The 17104-nt window shown below is 65.0% G+C and carries 14 protein-coding genes; 4 read left to right on the top strand and 10 right to left on the bottom strand.

What is annotated here, in order from left to right; translation table 11 throughout:
• Positions 1–2: 2 nt before the first annotated feature.
• The 8 genes from AAFN55_RS22675 to AAFN55_RS22640 form a co-directional block, all read right to left on the bottom strand.
• Positions 3–2228, bottom strand: a complete 2226-nt coding sequence (locus AAFN55_RS22675) for an ABC transporter permease (RefSeq protein WP_347801254.1) — start codon at positions 2226–2228, stop codon at positions 3–5.
• Positions 2221–3018 carry an ABC transporter ATP-binding protein gene (locus AAFN55_RS22670; protein WP_347801253.1) on the bottom strand — a complete coding sequence of 266 codons (798 nt, stop codon included), beginning with the start codon at positions 3016–3018 and terminating at the stop codon, positions 2221–2223. The genes AAFN55_RS22675 and AAFN55_RS22670 overlap by 8 nt, the downstream gene beginning before the upstream one ends.
• The gene (locus AAFN55_RS22665; protein ID WP_347801252.1) at positions 3015–4106 is read right to left on the bottom strand and encodes a branched-chain amino acid ABC transporter permease; all 1092 of its coding nucleotides are present in this window, start codon (positions 4104–4106) and stop codon (positions 3015–3017) included. Before AAFN55_RS22665 ends, AAFN55_RS22670 begins: the two co-directional genes overlap by 4 nt.
• A gap of 3 nt (positions 4107–4109) precedes the next feature.
• Positions 4110–5117 (bottom strand): branched-chain amino acid ABC transporter permease, encoded by a 1008-nt coding sequence (locus AAFN55_RS22660; RefSeq protein ID WP_347801251.1) that lies wholly within the window; start codon positions 5115–5117, stop codon positions 4110–4112.
• Between the two features lie 198 nt (positions 5118–5315).
• Positions 5316–6152: an AraC family transcriptional regulator gene (locus AAFN55_RS22655; protein ID WP_347801250.1), complete on the bottom strand. Its 837-nt coding sequence runs from the start codon at positions 6150–6152 to the stop codon at positions 5316–5318.
• A 125-nt stretch (positions 6153–6277) separates the two neighbouring features.
• Positions 6278–7423: an iron-containing alcohol dehydrogenase gene (locus AAFN55_RS22650; RefSeq protein WP_347801249.1), complete on the bottom strand. Its 1146-nt coding sequence runs from the start codon at positions 7421–7423 to the stop codon at positions 6278–6280.
• 83 nt (positions 7424–7506) lie between these two features.
• Positions 7507–8769 (bottom strand): ABC transporter substrate-binding protein, encoded by a 1263-nt coding sequence (locus AAFN55_RS22645; protein WP_347801248.1) that lies wholly within the window; start codon positions 8767–8769, stop codon positions 7507–7509.
• Positions 8770–9413: 644 nt separating this feature from the next.
• Positions 9414–10136: a hypothetical protein gene (locus tag AAFN55_RS22640; protein WP_347801247.1), complete on the bottom strand. Its 723-nt coding sequence runs from the start codon at positions 10134–10136 to the stop codon at positions 9414–9416.
• Positions 10137–11030: 894 nt separating this feature from the next.
• On the opposite strand from AAFN55_RS22640, the gene AAFN55_RS22635 reads away from it, so the two are divergent.
• From AAFN55_RS22635 to AAFN55_RS22620, 4 genes are all read left to right on the top strand, one after another.
• Complete coding sequence (locus tag AAFN55_RS22635) at positions 11031–11318, top strand: GIY-YIG nuclease family protein (RefSeq protein ID WP_347801246.1); 288 nt, start codon at positions 11031–11033, stop codon at positions 11316–11318.
• 904 nt (positions 11319–12222) lie between these two features.
• A complete protein-coding gene (locus AAFN55_RS22630; protein ID WP_347801245.1) occupies positions 12223–12765 on the top strand; it encodes a 2,4'-dihydroxyacetophenone dioxygenase family protein in 543 nt (180 codons plus the stop codon).
• Positions 12766–12965: 200 nt separating this feature from the next.
• Complete coding sequence (locus AAFN55_RS22625) at positions 12966–13748, top strand: SDR family oxidoreductase (protein WP_347801244.1); 783 nt, start codon at positions 12966–12968, stop codon at positions 13746–13748.
• Positions 13749–13822: 74 nt separating this feature from the next.
• Positions 13823–14599: an SDR family oxidoreductase gene (locus AAFN55_RS22620; RefSeq protein ID WP_347801243.1), complete on the top strand. Its 777-nt coding sequence runs from the start codon at positions 13823–13825 to the stop codon at positions 14597–14599.
• Between the two features lie 172 nt (positions 14600–14771).
• Here AAFN55_RS22620 and AAFN55_RS22615 read toward each other — a convergent pair whose 3' ends face one another.
• Complete coding sequence (locus AAFN55_RS22615; protein WP_347801242.1) at positions 14772–15452, bottom strand: response regulator transcription factor; 681 nt, start codon at positions 15450–15452, stop codon at positions 14772–14774.
• A gap of 4 nt (positions 15453–15456) precedes the next feature.
• On the bottom strand, positions 15457–16893 hold the full coding sequence (locus tag AAFN55_RS22610) for an ATP-binding protein (RefSeq protein ID WP_347801241.1): 1437 nt from the start codon (positions 16891–16893) through the stop codon (positions 15457–15459).
• Positions 16894–17104 lie beyond the last annotated feature (211 nt).

Below are 17104 nucleotides of genomic sequence, written 5' to 3'. Positions count from 1 at the left end.
CCTCACCTTGCCCGCGCGCGCCGCTGCGGCCGTCCGTCGCCATGAAGCGCGCGGTATGCCTTCGCCAGCGCGGCGGAGAATTCCGGATCGTTGATGTTGTGCGGCAGCCGGATCAACTGCCGCGTCGATGTCTGGCGCACGGTCGCTTCCAGCGCGCGGAACAGCGCGTCATTGGCGGCCGGGTCGTGGAACGGCTTGCCCGGCGCGTCGAGCGCGGAGACGCCACCCTCGGGAAGGAGAAACCGCACCGGCGCCTCCATCCTGTTCAGGCGCTCGCCGATCCAGCGGCCCATCGCGGCGTTCTCGTCCGCCGTCGTGCGCATGAGCGTGATCTGCGGATTGTGGCGGTAGAGGTTGCGGCTCCGGAATTTTTCCGGGACGGTTTCGAACGCGCCGAAATTGACCATGTCGAGCGCGCCGCAGGAACCGACATAGGGCATGCGCGTGCGGATGATCGCGCCCAGCCGGTCCTCGGTGGCGGGGAAGATACCGCCCACCAGCATGTCGCAGATCTCGGTGGTGGTGACGTCGATCACGCCTTCGACAAGGCGGGAATCGACCAGCTTTTCCATCGACTGTCCGCCGATGCCCGTCGCATGGAAGACGAGGCAGTCGTGATCCTTTTCGAGGTCAGCCGTGATCTGCTTCACGCATTGGGTCGTGACGCCGAACATGGTCAGCGCCACCGAGGGCAGCCCAGGTGCGGATGACGGCTTCGTGTCGCGCCGCGCGCGCACCATGCCGGCAAGCGCGTTGGCACCGTTTGCAAGAACCTGCCGGGTGATCGAGTTCAGGCCCTGAACGTCGGCGACGGCGTGCATCATCATGATGTCGGACGGGCCGACATAGGAACCGACGTCGCCCGAGGCGATCGTCGAGACGATGATTTTCGGCACGCCGACGGGGAGCGAGCGCATGGCCGGCGCGACCATCGCCGTTCCGCCCGATCCACCGGCCGAAATGATGCCGGCGATGCCGCTCTGCCGCGATATCCAGCGCTCGAAGGCCAGCGTCATGCCGGCGACCGATTCACCGCGATCCGTTGTGAAGACGCCGCTGGCTCCGCGTGGGTGGTAGGCTGCGATCTGGTGTGCGGGGATTTCCGCGCCTGAGTGTCGGCCGGTGGTCGTGGAGAGGTCCGCGATGCGCACGGCGAGCCCCGCATTGCGGATCAGGTCGCGCATGAACAGAAGCTCTTCGCCCTTGGTGTCGAGTGTGCCGGCGACGATCACGACCTGCTCGCCGGGAGACGCGAGCGAGCGCAGTTCGGCCTGCGGAGCGGGCGCGCCGGACCCTGCGGCAGTGCTGGTAACCGAGCGCGCCGACTGGATGATCTGCCGTACAGGGGCAGGCTTGCTCCACCGCGTGGGCGGCGTGGCATTCGAGACGTAGATTTTCTGGCTGGTCGCGATTGTCGGGGTCGCCGCTGCTTGCTCGCCCTCGGTCACCGCGCTGCCGGTCTGGCGGCGGCCGTCATCTTCGGAGTGCCGTCCGACGCCCAGAAGGCGCTGCTGCAGGTCGCGGTCGGCGGCAAGTTCGCCAGCATTGATCAGCCGATTGACCCGGCCATTGACCATGATGCCGACTGTTTCGGCCACGCCCGTTGCTACGCCGATATTCTGCTCGATCACGAGGATGTCGATGCCCTCGTTCTCGGAGATCGAATGCAGGACGTCCTCGACGTGGTTGACGATGACGGGTGCCAGTCCTTCCGTCGGCTCGTCCATGACAAGCAGCTTGGGGTTGACCAGCAGTGCGCGCGAGATCGCAAGCATCTGCTGCTCGCCGCCGGAGAGCTGGCCGCCGCCATTGTTCTTGCGCTCTGCCAGGCGCGGGAACGTCGCGTAAACCCGGTCGATGGTCCACGCGCCCTTGTTGGAGCCCGCGACCATGCGCAGATGCTCGTCCACGCTGAGCGAGCGCCACAGGCGACGGCCTTGCGGCACATACCCGATGCCGAGCTGTGCAATCTGCGACGGCGTCTTGCCGACCAGTTGCTCGCCATTGAAGACGATCGAACCGCTGGATACCGGGACCAGGCCCATGATCGCCTTGCACAGCGTCGTCTTGCCCATGCCGTTCCGGCCGACGACGGCGAGAACGCCGCTGCCGAGGGTCAGGTCGACGCCCTGCAACGCGTGCGATGCGCCGTAATAGACGTTGAGGTTGCGGACCTCGAGGGCAGGGGCTCCGATGCGGCGACGTTCAGCCCCTTGGCGCTCAACCATGCCCGCCTCCGAGGTAGAGTTCCTGCACTTCGGGATCGTTCTCGATCTCGCTCGGCAGGCCCTCCTTGAAGATGCGGCCATTGTGCATCATCGAGACGCTTTCGGCGACGCGAAGCGCCACGTCCATGTCGTGCTCGATGATGATGAAGCCGATATGGCGCGGCAGGCTGGTGAGGATCGTCACCAGGTCGGATCGCTCGGTCGGCGAGAGACCGGCCGCCGGCTCGTCGAACAGGATGAAGCGCGGCGCACCGGCGAGCGCCAGTGCGATCTCCAACTGCCGCTGCTGGCCATAGGAGAGTTCCGCAACCTTGGTCTCGGCGTGATCGGTCAGATGCACGGCGTCGATCAGTTCGGTCGCCGACTGCATCAGCGCGTCGCTGCGGCGCGGGCGGATCAGCGAGAACCGGCCGCGCGAGACGCCGCGGCAGGCGAGGTAGACGTTGTCGAGGACGGTGAGGCCGCCGAACAGAAGCGATATCTGGTAGGTGCGGCGCAGCCCGCGCCGGATCCGCTCATGCGCCGGAAAGCGGGTGACGTCCTCGCCGAACAGGCGGATCGTGCCCGATGTCGGCAGGAAGTCGCCGGTGACGCAGTTGAAGAGCGTGGTCTTGCCAGCCCCGTTCGAGCCGAGAACGCCGCGCCGCTCCCCCGGTTTCACCGTCAGCGTCACGTCGGTCAGCGCCGCGAGCGCGCCGAACATGCGCGTGACGCCGCGAAGCTCCAGCGCATTGCCGGTGCCGGCCGCGCCGAGAAGCTCGCCGCTGCTCCTGTTTTCGGCAAGGCTCATGTCGAGCCCTCCTTGCTGCCGAGAAGCGGGTCGGATCGTTTTCGCCTGCGATCGCGCCAACGGTCCCACAAGCCCATCACGCCATCCGGCGACCAGTAGACGACGGCAAGGAAGCCGATGCCGATCAAGAGCTTGAAGCGGTCGCCCGGCAGGCCGAGAACCTGCAGGATGTCGGGTGAGAAGGTCCGCAGGACGACGTAGATCAGCGCGCCGATGAACGGCCCGAGCGGGCGGCCAAGACCGCCGACGATGGCGATCACGAGCACGTCGATGACGGCGGGCAGGCCGGCCGTGCCGGGCGATATCTGTGAGTTCTGCCAGACCAGCAGGATACCGGCGACCGCTGCGATCGCGCCGGCAAGCGCATAAGCGGCGACGCGGTGAAAGAAGACGTTGAAGCCGAGTGCCGCCATGCGGCGCGGATTGTCCCGGACTCCTTGCAAAGCCAGGCCGAAAGGCGCGCGCGAGATATAGAGCACGCCCAGATAGGCGAGCGCGGCGCAACCCAGCGACAGGTAGTAGAACGGCACCGCGCGTCGCCAGTTGATGCCGAACAGCTCCGGCGGCACCACATTTGCGAAGCCGCTATAGCCGTTGAAGATCGTGTAGTTCTGGCGCGTGAAGTAGAAGAAGGCGGCCGCGATCGCGAGCGTGATCATGATCGTGTAGATGCCCTCGGTGCGAACCGCGAGCGCGCCGATCATCGTGGCGAAGAGCGAGGCGACGATGATCGCGACCGGGACGTAGAGCCACCACGGCCAGTTGAGGCTGATCGCCACGACGCCGCTCGACCCCAGGATCGCGACCATGTAGCCCGCAAGGGCCGCAACCGACATCTGCGCGAGGCTGACCATGCCGCCATAGCCGCCGAGAAACATCAGGCTGAGCGCGATCATGCCCAGGATGAAGGACCATCCGAAAATCTGGAACAGCACGAAATCGCCGGCCACGATCGGCATGCAGATCAGGGCGATGCCGACAACCCAATAGGCTGGTGGAATGCGCTCCAGCCAACCGATCACCCCGTCGCGCGCACGGGCGGGCGTCGTCACCGTGTTGCGCGTGAGGGGCTGTTCGGCAAGAGCCATCGATCAGCGCCCCAGAAGGCCCTGCGGGCGGAACGCCAGCACGAGCGCCATGATCAGGAACGTGAACACGACCGAATAGGTGGGGGCGTATACCGAGCCAAGCTGCTCGGCGAGGCCGATGATCGTGGCGCCCAGCGCCGCGCCCAGGATCGAGCCCATGCCGCCGACGATCACGACGACGAGCGAGGCAAGCAGGAAGCGCATGTCCTCGCCGGCGACGATCGACTGGAAGGTGCCGCCGACGATGCCGGCGACACCCGCAAGGCCCGCCCCGAACGCGAAGACGAGAACGAAGACGAACTGGACGCGCACGCCCGATGCCGCGAGCATGTCGCGATCATCGACGCCGGCGCGCACCAGCATGCCGATGCGTGTGCGGTTGAGCGCCAGCCACATCAGGACACCCAAGGCGATCGCTGCAACGAGGATGGCGATGCGCACGGCCGGGAAGGTGAGGTAGACGACTTCGCCTTCGCCGCGCACGCCTGCGATCAAAGGCAGGGTGACGGGTCCGCTCAGCCAGTCGGGCGAGAGGATCTGGTAGGACGAGCCGCCCCAGATCCAGAGCATGATGTCGGCCATCACCACCGAAATGCCGATGGTCACCAGCGTCTGGCGCAAATCTTCGCCCTCCATCCGGCGGAAGACGAGGAACTGCAGCGCGACGCCAAAAAGCCCGATCACGACGAAGACGACGACGAAGGACAGGAGCCACATTCCGGTCGCTTCGGCGAACTCGTAGCCGATATATCCGCCGAGCAGATAAAGCGAGCCGTGCGCGAGGTTGACGTTCTTCATCAGGCCGAAGATCAGCGTGAAGCCGCTGGCGACGAGAAAATAGAGAGCGCCGAGCGTGATGCCGTTGAAGACGGCATTCAGAAAAATGCGCTTGCGACCGAGGACGGCCTCAAGCCCCGCCGGCCACGGCGCGATCATAGCCCACAGGCATATCGCGACGACAAGCGCGACGATGACTGTCCAGACCGGGTGACGCTGAACGATACCGCTCACGCTGTCCTCCGGGCGTACGCTCCCGAGTCGATCATGCCAGCATCTCCTCCCAGGCGGGCGTGCCGTGGCTCATGAGCCATCCGGCCGTCCGTCTCTCCGAGAGCAACCTAAGCCTATCGCGTGGGATCGGTCATACCCGACAGTCTTTTGCCGTCGCTGATTATCGCAAAAGGCGCAAAACGATCGTCAGGCCATCGCTCAGGCGAGTTCAGCGAAATGGACGACGCGGCGATAATCGCTCGGAGCGATGCCGGCATTGGCGATGAAGAACCGGCTGAAGCTGGCCTGCGAGGAAAAGCCGAGATCGAGGCCGATATCCGTCACCGGCGAGCCCGTCGTGGTCAGGCGGTCGATCGCGCTCTCCATGCGCAGGGTGTTGAGGTAGATGTTCGGCGTGATGCCCACCTGCTGGCGGAAGAGCTTGTAGAAATGCGGGCGCGACAGGCCGGAATCGCGCGCGATGTTGTCGAGAACGATGCGCTCGGTCACGCTCTGCTTCATCAGCTTGACGGAGTTGCGGACGCGGAAATCGCGCGCCGGAGGCGCCAGGTTTGCAAAGTTCGCGCCATCGGCAACCCACTGCCACGACTGGTCGAAGCAGGTCTGCGTGAGTTCGTAGAGATAGCCGGCGACGAAGCTGTCGTCCGCATCCTCAAGCATCCCGGACGATATCTTCATCACAAGCCGGCCGACCGCCTCCGTCACGTCGATGGGATTGCGCCCGAAGCGGAGCGAGGCATTGGCCTGCCGGCTTGCTTCGAGAAACCAGAACGGCTTGATGTAGAGCGTCAGGAACAGCGTCGGCGCGCTTTCGTCAACCGAGATGTAGTTGTGCGGCTGCCAGGGGCTGACGGCGATCGCCTGTCCCTTGGAAAGCGGAAAGACATCTTCATCCACGCGGATCGAGGCGGCAGGTCCGTGCACGTGAAAAATGAGATGCCCTTCCCGGTGCGCATGCAACGCAAGAGACCGGTCCAGATTGTACAATGCCACCCGGCCGAACGGGCCATGGTGTACCGCCAGGGCAGTACTCATCTTCCTCCCTTTCCGCAATTCTTGCTGTCGCGGATTATTGAGCTCAGTCTATCCAAGCCTTTTCTGCTGTCTAGTCCTGATGCGATTCAAACAATCGGAGTGAAAGCGGCGATATATCCAAGCACCTACATCGCTGCCTGCATCATCGCCCAGTAATCATTGGCGGTAGCCCTGCGCGGATTGGTGCGGTTTGAATAGTCGAGCTCGGCGAAGGGCGCGGCGCGCGCGATGGCCTGACCATCGATGCCCATTTCGCCCAGCGTCGACGGCAGGCCGATGCGTTCGCGCAGCCTGATGACCGCTTCGCCGAGGTCGGCGTTCGACCTCAAACCGAACTCGCGTCGGATGTCGCGGTAGCGCTGGGCGACGGCTGGCGCGTTGAACGCGAGCGCATGAGGCAGCAGGACGGCGTTGAGCGCGCCATGATCGAGTTCATGACCGATCGCCGCGGCAAGCGCGTGGCTCATCGCGTGGACGGCGCCCAGGCCTTTCTGGTTGGCCAGCGCGCCGTTCAGCGCCGCTGCCATCATTTCGCGGCGCGCTTCGATGTCGTGACCGTCCGAGACGACACGCTCGATGCTCTGGACCGCGCGGCGCAGCCCGTCGCGCGCGATGCCGTCGGCGGGCGGGTTGTAGGCGGTGGCGATGTAGGTTTCCAGGCAATGGGTCAGGGCGTCCATGCCGGCGCCGGCCGATTGCCGCGCCGGCATGTCGAGCGTCAGCGTGGGGTCGCAGATAACGACGCGCGGCGTCAGGCAGGCGCTGACGAAGGTCGCGCTCGTGCCGTCCGACATCGAGAGGACGGAGGTGCCGATCGCCTCGGCGCACGAACCGGACGTGGTTGGAATTGCAATGACGCGCGGGATGGTGTCGCGGATGCGGGCGCGGCCGCCTTCGCCCGAATACTGATGCAGCGGGCCGTCATGGCTGACGCGCAGCCCAACCGCTTTCGCCAGATTGAGTGCCGCCGCACCGCCAAACCCGACCAGGCCGTCGGCTTCCTGCTCGATGAAGATCCGCGCGGCTTCGTCTGCCGACGCCTGGGTCGCGGTGTGCGAATTCATCTCGAACAGCAGCGGCGACATCGATCGCGGCACTGCCGCCAGCAACCGGTCGACCACGATCCGGCGCTGCGGACCATCATCCGAAATGATGAGAGGCCTGCGCATCGCAAGGCTCTCGAGTTCCGCCTCGAACGCGTCCTCGAGCACATGCTCTGCGAAGTGGATACGGGTGACGTAGCTGATCAGCGACATCGTGAGCCATCCCATCACTGCCGCCATGCCGCCGGCAATGTTCGGAGATTGCGAGAGACGGAACCCGCGAGCGAGAGGCTCGCGGGTTCGATCATGGCTCAGCCGCCGCGAAGCGCCGCGCAGTCAGGCGTATCGCGTGAGGGCAGGCCGATGGCGTCGAACTCTTCCTTCGACATGCCCAGCATCTGGTTCACATTGTCGACCTTCGCCTTGAAGGTGTTGTGAAGCCCGCCATCGGGTTCCTCGACTACTTCCGTGATGAAGATCGAGCCGATCGCCTGGCGGTTTTCGTCCAGCTTGATATGGCCGTTCGGTGCATCGAACTCGACCTCGGACAGGGCCTTGTGGAAATTGGCCTGATCCGCGTCCAGTTCGCCGCCGATCGCCTCAAGCGCCGTCAGCGTTGCGATCGTCGCGCCATAGTAATTGGTGGCGAAGAGCGACGGGCTCGGGAAACGCTCGTTTTCGGGGAACGTGTCCTGATAGTCCTTCACATAGGCCTGCCATGCCGGATCGTCCCAATCGTCAGCCTGAACGCCGGAGCTCGGCGTGCCAACCAGCATTTCCTTGGCGCGACCGCGTGCGGCCAGAACCGTCTGGTCGACCATGATCGTGCCGCCGATGATGTTGGCGTCGCCACCTGCCTGTTCGTACTGGTTCAGGAAGTTGATGGCGTCCGTGCCGCCGACGCCGAGATAGATGGCGTCGACATCGTCCGGCAGGGCCGCGATGATCGAGGCGAAATCGCCGCTGCCGAGCGGCAGCCAGAAGCGCTCGGCGATGTCGCCGCCCGCCTTGCAGAAGTCGACCGCGAAGCCCATGAAGTTGGTGTAGCCGAAGGAATAGTCGGCAGCGATCGTCGCGATCTTCTTCCAGCCCTTCTCTTTGACGACGTAGGAGCCGAGGCCGTAACCCCACTGCGCGCCATCGGGATGGTAGCGGAAGAAGTTCGGAGCCGGATCGACATAGGTCGTTTCCATGGCGCCGGATGCGGAGTTGACGATGGTCTTGTTCGGGATCGTCTTGGCGTAGTCGCGAAGCGCGATGCCTTCGGAGCCTGACAGCGGGCCGATGATGAAGTCGACGCCGTCCTGCTCGATGAGCTTGCGGGCGATGCGGCTGGCGGTATCCGGCGTCGCGTCCGTCGGTCCGAGGACCCACTCGATCTTCTTGCCGTTGATCTCGCCGTTGAACTTGTTGAGCGCGAGCTTGAAGCCGCGGATGCCGTCATTGCCCGGTTCGGTGAAGACGCCTTCCTGAGGCGCCATCAGGCCGATCTTGATGGTGTCGTCCTGCGACATGGCCGCCGTCGGCGCCAGGATGGCGATGGCGGCTACGGAGCCTATGAGTATGCGTTTCATGCTTGACTTCCTCCCTGATGAAACCGCCCGAAGGCGGCAGTGCGAAGTTGAGCTCTAGGCTGAATGCACTCCTCGCGGCTCGGTGCGCGCATGAGGGCAACGGCGCCCGGAAGCCGGAAGGCTCCGAAACGGCACCGGATTACTCGCGAGCGCGAGCCTGACCTTCATGCTGTCACCCCTCCCTGCGGGCGCCGGCGCGATGGTTCCTCCGATGCCGCACGTGTCGCGTCCTCCTCCGGACTACGGCGCGCGGCGTCATCGCGCCTCAGCACCTGGATCGTAGGTAAGGTTGGCGGCGGGACTGATCCCCAGCCGTTCCAGATTATATCCGAGGGTCTGATTTTCGGCCGGCTGGGTTCTTCCTTCTCCCCGTTCACGGGGAGAAGGTGGCACGCAGTGCCGGATGAGGGGCGGCGTGAAGGCGTCAGGTGATGGCTCCGATCCTTTTGACGTCCTTTTGAGGTCCGCAGAGACGTTCACTGTTCGCGCTGCCCCTCATCCGCCCTTCGGGCACTGGGGCGAGCCACGTGTCTCGCCCGTCCTTCGGACCCCCGCAGGCGGGGAGAAGGAAGTGCGCACTTCCTCGATGCCACGCCCCGTTTCCGGTCTGGCCATTTCGAGAATGCGTCTGCCGTCCCGCGCGATCATGACGTGTCGGGCCGCTCCATTGCCCAGGCGGCGAGGCCGTGCACGGTGTCGAGAATGTCGTGGACTTCGTGGGTTGGCCGCTTCTGCCAGCCTGGCGGGCGGCCGGGACGCAACGGCCAGACGCGGCGGATACGGCGGCTGTTTCGCGCGCTTGCGTGTCCGATATTTTGTGCGCTTGCGGCGTCGCGGCCCATACGTTGCGCACTGGCGTCGCGGGCCGCACGCCAGCGGGCGAAGCGCCGGGCCTGTCGCGGGAGGTCGTCCAGCGCGAAGGCGAGCGCGGTGAGGCGCCGATTGAGGCGGACAGCATTGACCGGGCCGCCCGGCGGGGACGGGCGGCGGATCGGAAACGGGTCGCTCAAGCCGGGGAAACAGATCCGCGGAACGCTGCTCCGCGACGACCGCCGAGGGCGGTGCTGGCGCGGCAGCGGGTCGAAGAGTTGAAAGCCGTGGCGGGCCGGGGACGCTTGGGGACCGGCGAGAACCTTCGGCCTGCGCAGGCGCGGCGGCGTAAGCGTGACGACAAGGCCACGCGCGGCAACGATGACCAGCCGCCGCGCCGCCGCCTCGGCCGGCCGCAGCAGGCGGAGCAAGGTCCGGTGGAGCATGCGCGGCATGGTGCGGTCCGCGCCGCCGGTGATGCCGGCCATCGCCACAAGGGTTACCAGCACGCGCTTCAGCGCCTGACGGTTCGTCTCGATCGCGGCCTTCCAGTCCATCGCATCCTCCGCGCCCCTTTGGTCAGGGCGGCGGGATTATTGCGCGGGTCGGGAGGGGGGTGGATAAAATGGCGGGGAGTTCGGAGGGGGTATTTCGCAAGTGGCTGATCGGGCTTGGGAAACGATTTCGGCGATGCGGAAATCTTTCCACCGGCGATCCACCTCAATTTCGTCATTCTCGGGCGATCGGAGCGCAGCGGAGGGAGACCCGGGAATCCATGCCTCGCCGGTGGGTGACGGGTGGGGTGGTCCCGATGGTTCACGGTCTCCGGTGACCCGGATAAGTCCCGGTTCTGGACCATCCTGCGGCGGGACCGGAGAGGCATGGATCCCCGGGTCTGCGCATCGAGCTTTACTCGACGCTCCGCCCGAGGATGACGAAGTGGGCGTGGGAAGGCTCACCGAAAACCGTCACCGCCTCCGAACTTGGCTCAGCCGAAACCAGCCCACCTTAGCGATCTCCACCCCACTTCGTCATTCTCGGGCGACCGGAGCGCAGCGGAGGGAGACCCGGGAATCCATGCCTCGTCGGTTGATGACGGGCGGGGTGGTGACGAATGGTCCGTAGTCTCCGGTGCCCCGGGTAAGTGCTGGGTTCTGCCCCATCCAGCGACGGAACCGGCGAGGCATGGATCCCCGGGTCTGCGCCTCGAGCTTCGCTCAATGCTCCGCCCGAGGATGACGAAGTGGGTGGGGGATGCTCATCGACAACCGTCAGTGTCTCAAAGCTGGCTCAGCCGAACCTCCCAACCTTGGCGATCTCCACCCCACTTCGTCATTCTCGGGCGACCGGAGCGAAGCGGAGGAAGACCCGGGAATCCATGCCTCGTCGGTGGGGGATAAAGCATTGCGGTGGTATCTTGCGCTGTGGAATTCGCCGGCTACCATCGAGCCATGACCGGCTATGTCTACATGCTCGCCAGCCAGAAACGTGGCACGATCTATATCGGCGTCACGAATGATCTGGGCCGGCGCATCCCTGAGCATCGCGATGGAACCGGCTCGAAATTCGCGGCGAAACACGGTGCTCTGCGGCTCGTCTGGTACGAGGAGCACTTTGACATTCGTGACGCGATCCAGCGGGAGACGTCGCTGAAGCGCTATTTGCGGCAATGGAAGATCGACCTGATCGAGAAGACCAACCCTGACTGGAACGAACTGCTGCGCGGCTGGGGGTGGTGAGGGCGGAGGAGCGTGGCGAGGGTTGGATGGCGTCGGGTTCTGCACCATCCTGCGGCGGGACCGGCGAGGCATGGATCCCCGGGTCTGCGCATTTCGCTTCGCTCAATGCTCCGCCCGAGGATGACGAAGTGAGGAGGTGAAGCGCATCGCCACCCGTCAGCGTCTCAAAGCTGGCTCGATCGAAACCACCCCACCTCAGCGGTCTCCACCCCACTTCGTCATTCTCGGGCGACTGGAGCGCAGCGGAGGGAGACTCGGGAATCCATGCCTCGTCGGTTGGTGACTGGCTGGGTGGTCCCGAATGGTCGCAGGCGCCAAGTTCTGCACCACCGAGCGACTGAGCCGGACAGGCATGGATCCCCGGGTCTTGGCATCGAGCTTCGCTCGACGCTCCGCCCGAGGATGACGAAGTGAGGAGGTGAAGCGCATCGCCACCCGTCAGCGTCTCAAAGCTGGCATCGATCGATGCCACCCAACCTTAGCGATCTCCACCCCACTTCGTCATTCTCGGGCGACTGGAGCGCAGCGGAGGGAGACCCGGGAATCCATGCCTCGTTGGTTGGTGAGGGGCGGGGTGGTCACGAATGGTCGCATGAGTGCCAAGTTCTGCACCACCGAGCAACGGAGCCGGCGAGGCATGAATCCCGGGTCTGCGCCGTGCCCTGCACATGCGTCTTTTCAGCAGATTGACCCAGGAACTGGTCGGCTGGCGGCTCGTTCCTCGTATCGACCATTCACCACCCCACGACACTTGACGCGCGCGAAAAGCGCGGCAATATTCCGCCACCAATGTGGGCGAATGACCACATTGTGGAAAGTCGTTCAAGGCCGGGTGCCGCAGTGTGGTCTATTTGACCCAGGCCGGATACAAAGCCGGTCGACACAAGGACTTTGCGAGGAGCCCATGCCAGACGATCAGAACTTGGCCGCCGGCAAGGGCAGCGACAAGTGGGTGCCGTACCGCAAGGCGCAGCCGCGCGAATCGCCGCCCGAGCTCGTCGTGCCGAACGCCATCCCGACCGATGAACGCATCTGGGTGCCGGTCGAGGAGAATGTGTGGTTCCGGCCGCTCCTGATGTGCGTGTCGCGCGGGTACTGGATGAACCTTCTGAAGGTTCGCAAGTCCGGCGTTCTGTCGCGCCACCGCCATCCGCTGCCCGTGCACGGCTATGTGCTGAAGGGCGAGTGGCGCTATCTGGAGCATGACTGGGTCGCGCAGGAAGGCTCTTATGTCTACGAGGCGCCCGGCGAGACGCATACGCTCGTCGTCGACGCGCATGTCGAGGAAATGATCACGATGTTCCAGGTCAATGGCGCGATGATCTATGTCGATCCCGACGGCAACACTGTCGGCTATGACGACGTGTTCACGCGCATCGACAAATGCCGCGCGCACTACGCCGGGAACGGCCTGGGCGAGGACTATATCGACCAGTTCATCAGATAGCGGATCTCGGCAGGCGGGGTCCAAACGGCCGCCCGGAGCTGTTCTCCGAGCTGCCGAACATTCCGGCCGATTCCGCGATTGGCGTCGGCTACACGTTCCAGCCCTGAGCGGGATGGTCTAAGTTGTCCCGTCGCCTCCAGGCGGCGGGATACGCACAGAAGTCAGGGTCCGTATGGGCCAAGGAGTGAAAGCAGCACGTCATGGATTTGGGAATCAAGGGCAAGACCGCAATCGTCTGCGGCGGATCGAAGGGGCTGGGCCGCGGCTCGGCTGAAAAACTCGCAGAAGCCGGCGTCGATATCGTGCTCGCCGCACGCACGCAGGGCCCGCTCGAGGAAACCGCAGGCAAGATCGCCGAAAAATACGGGATCAAGGTGACGCCGGTCGCCGCCGACGTCACGACGCCGGAGGGCCGCGCAAAGCTGCTCGAGGCAGCACCCGCCCCCGACATCCTCGTCAACAATGCGGGCGGCCCGCCCCCCGGCATGTGGCATGAATGGGGTGAGGATCAGTGGCAGGCCGCGATCCGCGCCAACATGCTCTCGCCGATCCATCTGATGACGGCCGTGCTGCCGGGCATGATCGAGCGCCGCTGGGGCCGCATCGTCAACATCACGTCGGGGTCGGTGAAGTCGCCGATCGCAGCCCTCGGTCTGTCGGGTGCCGCGCGAAGCGGCCTGACCGGCTTCGTCGCAGGCACGTCGCGCCAGGTCGCGCAGTATGGCGTGACGATCAACAACCTCCTGCCGGGCCAGCACGACACTGACCGTATCGAATCGCTGATCAAGAACACCGCCGGCAGCAAGGGCATCTCGGTCGAGGAGGCGAGGGCGGAAGCCCATGCCGCGAACCCGACGGGGCGTTTCGGCACGACCGAGGAATTCGGCGCCGCCTGCGCATTCCTGTGCAGCGCCTATGCCGGCTACATCGTCGGCCAGAACCTGCTGCTCGACGGCGGCGCGTTCAACTCGACACTGGGTTAAGCCCGCGATCGCGCGCCGGGTTCGTCCGGCGCGCCACGCGAACCACGCGCGATGACAGCGCGGGAGGAGGACCAATGAACGTTGCCGTCACACAGGCGGAGACGCTGGCGACCGACTGGGCGCGCGTCTTCTTCGCAGGCAAGAGCGTCCTCGTCACCGGCGGAACGTCGGGCATCGGCGCGGCGATCGCATCGGGCTTCGTGAGTTCGGGCGCGAGCGTCGTCGCGACGGGCGCCACGCTTGCCGAAGTCGAGCGGGCACAGAGCGAGCCGGGTCATGCCGGCATCGTGTTTCATGAGCTCGACGTGCGCGACGGCGAGGCCGTCACCGATCTGATCGGCTCGTTCGAACGGCTCGACGTTCTGGTCAACTGCGCCGGCATCATTCGGCGCGGCCACGAACTCGACCCCGACATCTTCGCGTCGGTGGTCGACATCAATCTCAACGGCACGATGCGGACATGCAGCGCGGCGCGTGCGCTCCTGGCGAAATCGGGTCAGGGCGCGATCGTCAACACCGCCTCCATGCTCTCCTTCCAGGGTGGCGGGCTCGTGCCGGCCTATTCCGCGAGCAAGGGCGGCATCGTCCAGCTCACCAAGTCGCTGGCCATCGCCTATGCGGACGACAACATTCGCGTCAACGCGGTCGCGCCCGGCTGGATCGCGACGCCGCTGACGGAAGCGCTTCAGGCCGATCCGGAGCGCAGCGAGGCCATTCTCTCGCGCACGCCGATGAAGCGCTGGGGCCAGCCGCAGGACATCGTCGGCGGCGTGCTCTTCCTCGCCTCGCCTGCCGCCGCCTTCGTCACCGGCGCGATCCTGCCGATCGACGGCGGCTACCTCACCACGTGAAATTCGGACATCGCCGGCTCGGCATTCCGAAGACGCTGTCGGACATGGGCGTCACGCAGGAGGTCGTCGCATGGACCTGCGAGCGGGCGCTTGCCGCCACAGCCACCGGACCAACCGCGCAGCCTGACCACCGCCGACTGCGCGGCGATTCTCCGGTCCGTGCTTTAACGCATCAGGCCGGTGTGAGACGGCTGCCGTTCACCGCGAACGGGATGCGGCTCGACGCAAACAAGGCTGCCTCGACGCGATTGCGCAGCCTGAGTTTCTTCAGGACATGGGTGAGATAGTACTTCACCGTTTTCTCGCTGAGTTGCAGGCGGTAGGCGATCTCCTTGTTGCTCAGGCCGTGCGACAGCAATTTGAGCACCTGTTCCTCGCGCTCGGTCAGCTCGATCGCCTCATTGGCATGCCCGTCGAGGGCGACGCTTGGGGCGGACAGGCGGCCGAGCATTTTGGCGGCCAGTTGCGGCGAGACGTAGAGGTCTCCCTGGGCGACGGACTTCACCGTCTCGACGAGCTCGTTCCGGCCGACGCCTTTCAGCAGGTAGCCCCGGACACCGCTGCGGAATGCGTTAGCCACGCTTTCCTCCTCGTCCACCACCGTCAGCATGAGAATGTTGGGGTGTGACGCACCCAGCATGATCTCGTCCACGGCCTCCAGGCCGCCGCCGGGCAGCTTCATGTCGAGCAGCATGACATGCGGTTGCAGATCGCGGGCCAGACGTATGGCGTCGGCAGCACTTGCGCCTTCGCCGACGACCTCGAAGCCATCATTCATGCTCAATGTGTGGACGACGCCGTCGCGGAAAAGCGGGTGATCGTCGACCACGGCAATACGGATCCGGTGTTCCATGTCGTTAGCTCGCTCCCAAAGGCAGCCAAGCCGTCAGCGTCGTCCCCGCCGCCGCGCTGCTTGTTACCGTGAATGTTCCTCGTATGCTTTCCAGCCGGCCGCGAAGGCCGATCAGACCCAGCCGGCCGGAGAAATCGGATGCCTGTCCGGGGGCGATGCCCGGACCATTGTCACGCACTTCGGCCCGGATGCCGGCATGGTCCGCGACCACCAGAACATGGTGGTCGGCCCGGCCCGCATGGCGGAACGCGTTCGACAGGCCTTCCTGAATGAAGCGGCACAGGCAGATCTTGATGTAGGGCGGGCAGGTCGCCGGCAGATTGTCGAAGCTGGCCGTGACCGGTTTTCCGGTCTTGTCTTCGTGACTCTTGATGGTAATCGCGAGGCATTCGCTCAGCCCGATATTCTCGAAATTGGGCAGCAGAAGTCCTGCGGAGATCGAGCGGATTTCCGCCATCGCTTCGGTCAGCGCCGCGCGCACGGCTGCGCGGTCGGGGTCGGCCTCGGCGGCTTCGATCGCGTCGAGCCGCAGGAGGCCGAGGCTGATCAACTGCGCGGGCCCGTCGTGAAGGTCCGAGCCGATGCCGCTCAGGAACCGTTCATTCTCCTCGATCACGTTGCGTGCGCCCCGCTCTATGCGCTCGCGCAGTTCGGAGTTGTTGGCGATCGCACGGGACAGGCTGGTGATATGCCGGGTCAGTTCGTCGCGCTGCAGCTCGATCGTGCGGCTGCCGTCGCCGACCAGCGTCGAGAAGCCGACGAAGATCGAGACAAGCACAAAGCCAGTCACCATCCAGCCCTGGATCTTCGCGTTCCTCAGATGCAGGAACAGATCGTCCGCCTGTTCGTAGAACTCTGCGACGGCGATGACCTTGCCGGTCGATTCCGCATGCACGGGGGCGTAGACTTCGAGAAGGATGCCACGGTCTGCGTATTCCGCCGCGCTTTCATGCCCGGGTTCGTTTTCGGCCGCGCTCTCATGCCCCGGTTCGTTGAACTCGGCGGCGATCGAGCCCTCCAATGCGCGCTCGAGCGTATCGTCGATCGGGAAGATGTCGCCGATGGATGCGCGATCGCTGCTGTAGAGGATGCGGCCGTCCAGACCCCATACCTTCATCGCCACCACGCGCAGGCGCACGGCGGCCGAGTTCAGGATGACGTCCAGCTCATCGAGGCGTGCGGGCGAGAGACGCCCTCGCGTTCCGATCTCCTGGACGGCCGGGGAGACGAAGTGGCCGATGTAGTTCGCTGCGGCACCCGCCTCGCGCGCCACCGCCGTCTGTTCGATCTTGGTGGAGACCCAGTTGCCGAGCGTCAGCGTGCTGACGAAGGACAGCGCGAGCGCGAGGATGGCGAACTTCTTCGCAAGCGTCAGGTCGCGCCAGAGCCGGGGCACTGACAGATGCATCGGTTGCTGCATCGCATGGATGCGGGTGTTCACTGGAAGGACCCCCCGGACCGTAATAATTTGAATCGAAACCCAAACAGAAAGCGGCGGCGACACTTCAGAAGGCACATGCTGTCGCGATCTGCCAAATCTTGTCCTGGATTGGGTAACAGGTCGGTGATTGGCCAGCAAAATGAACGTGCTGCTGTGATCCATCACCGTTGTGATACTCGATCGGGCGCGTGGCGTTCTAAAGAGGGCCGCC

The organism is Mesorhizobium sp. CAU 1732, from assembly GCF_039888675.1.
Taxonomy (GTDB): domain Bacteria; phylum Pseudomonadota; class Alphaproteobacteria; order Rhizobiales; family Rhizobiaceae; genus Aerobium.
This window is presented reverse-complemented; position numbering and strand designations above follow the sequence as displayed.

Coding starts and splice junctions, on each gene's coding strand:
- AAFN55_RS22630 (WP_347801245.1), top strand. CDS start 12,223: ATGCCAGACGATCAGAACTTGGCCGCCGGCAAGGGCAGCGACAAGTGG.
- AAFN55_RS22625 (WP_347801244.1), top strand. CDS start 12,966: ATGGATTTGGGAATCAAGGGCAAGACCGCAATCGTCTGCGGCGGATCG.
- AAFN55_RS22620 (WP_347801243.1), top strand. CDS start 13,823: ATGAACGTTGCCGTCACACAGGCGGAGACGCTGGCGACCGACTGGGCG.
- AAFN55_RS22670 (WP_347801253.1), bottom strand. CDS start 3,018: ATGAGCCTTGCCGAAAACAGGAGCAGCGGCGAGCTTCTCGGCGCGGCC.
- AAFN55_RS22640 (WP_347801247.1), bottom strand. CDS start 10,136: ATGGACTGGAAGGCCGCGATCGAGACGAACCGTCAGGCGCTGAAGCGC.
- AAFN55_RS22675 (WP_347801254.1), bottom strand. CDS start 2,228: ATGGTTGAGCGCCAAGGGGCTGAACGTCGCCGCATCGGAGCCCCTGCC.
- AAFN55_RS22650 (WP_347801249.1), bottom strand. CDS start 7,423: ATGGGATGGCTCACGATGTCGCTGATCAGCTACGTCACCCGTATCCAC.
- AAFN55_RS22615 (WP_347801242.1), bottom strand. CDS start 15,452: ATGGAACACCGGATCCGTATTGCCGTGGTCGACGATCACCCGCTTTTC.
- AAFN55_RS22655 (WP_347801250.1), bottom strand. CDS start 6,152: ATGAGTACTGCCCTGGCGGTACACCATGGCCCGTTCGGCCGGGTGGCA.
- AAFN55_RS22635 (WP_347801246.1), top strand. CDS start 11,031: ATGACCGGCTATGTCTACATGCTCGCCAGCCAGAAACGTGGCACGATC.
- AAFN55_RS22645 (WP_347801248.1), bottom strand. CDS start 8,769: ATGAAACGCATACTCATAGGCTCCGTAGCCGCCATCGCCATCCTGGCG.
- AAFN55_RS22665 (WP_347801252.1), bottom strand. CDS start 4,106: ATGGCTCTTGCCGAACAGCCCCTCACGCGCAACACGGTGACGACGCCC.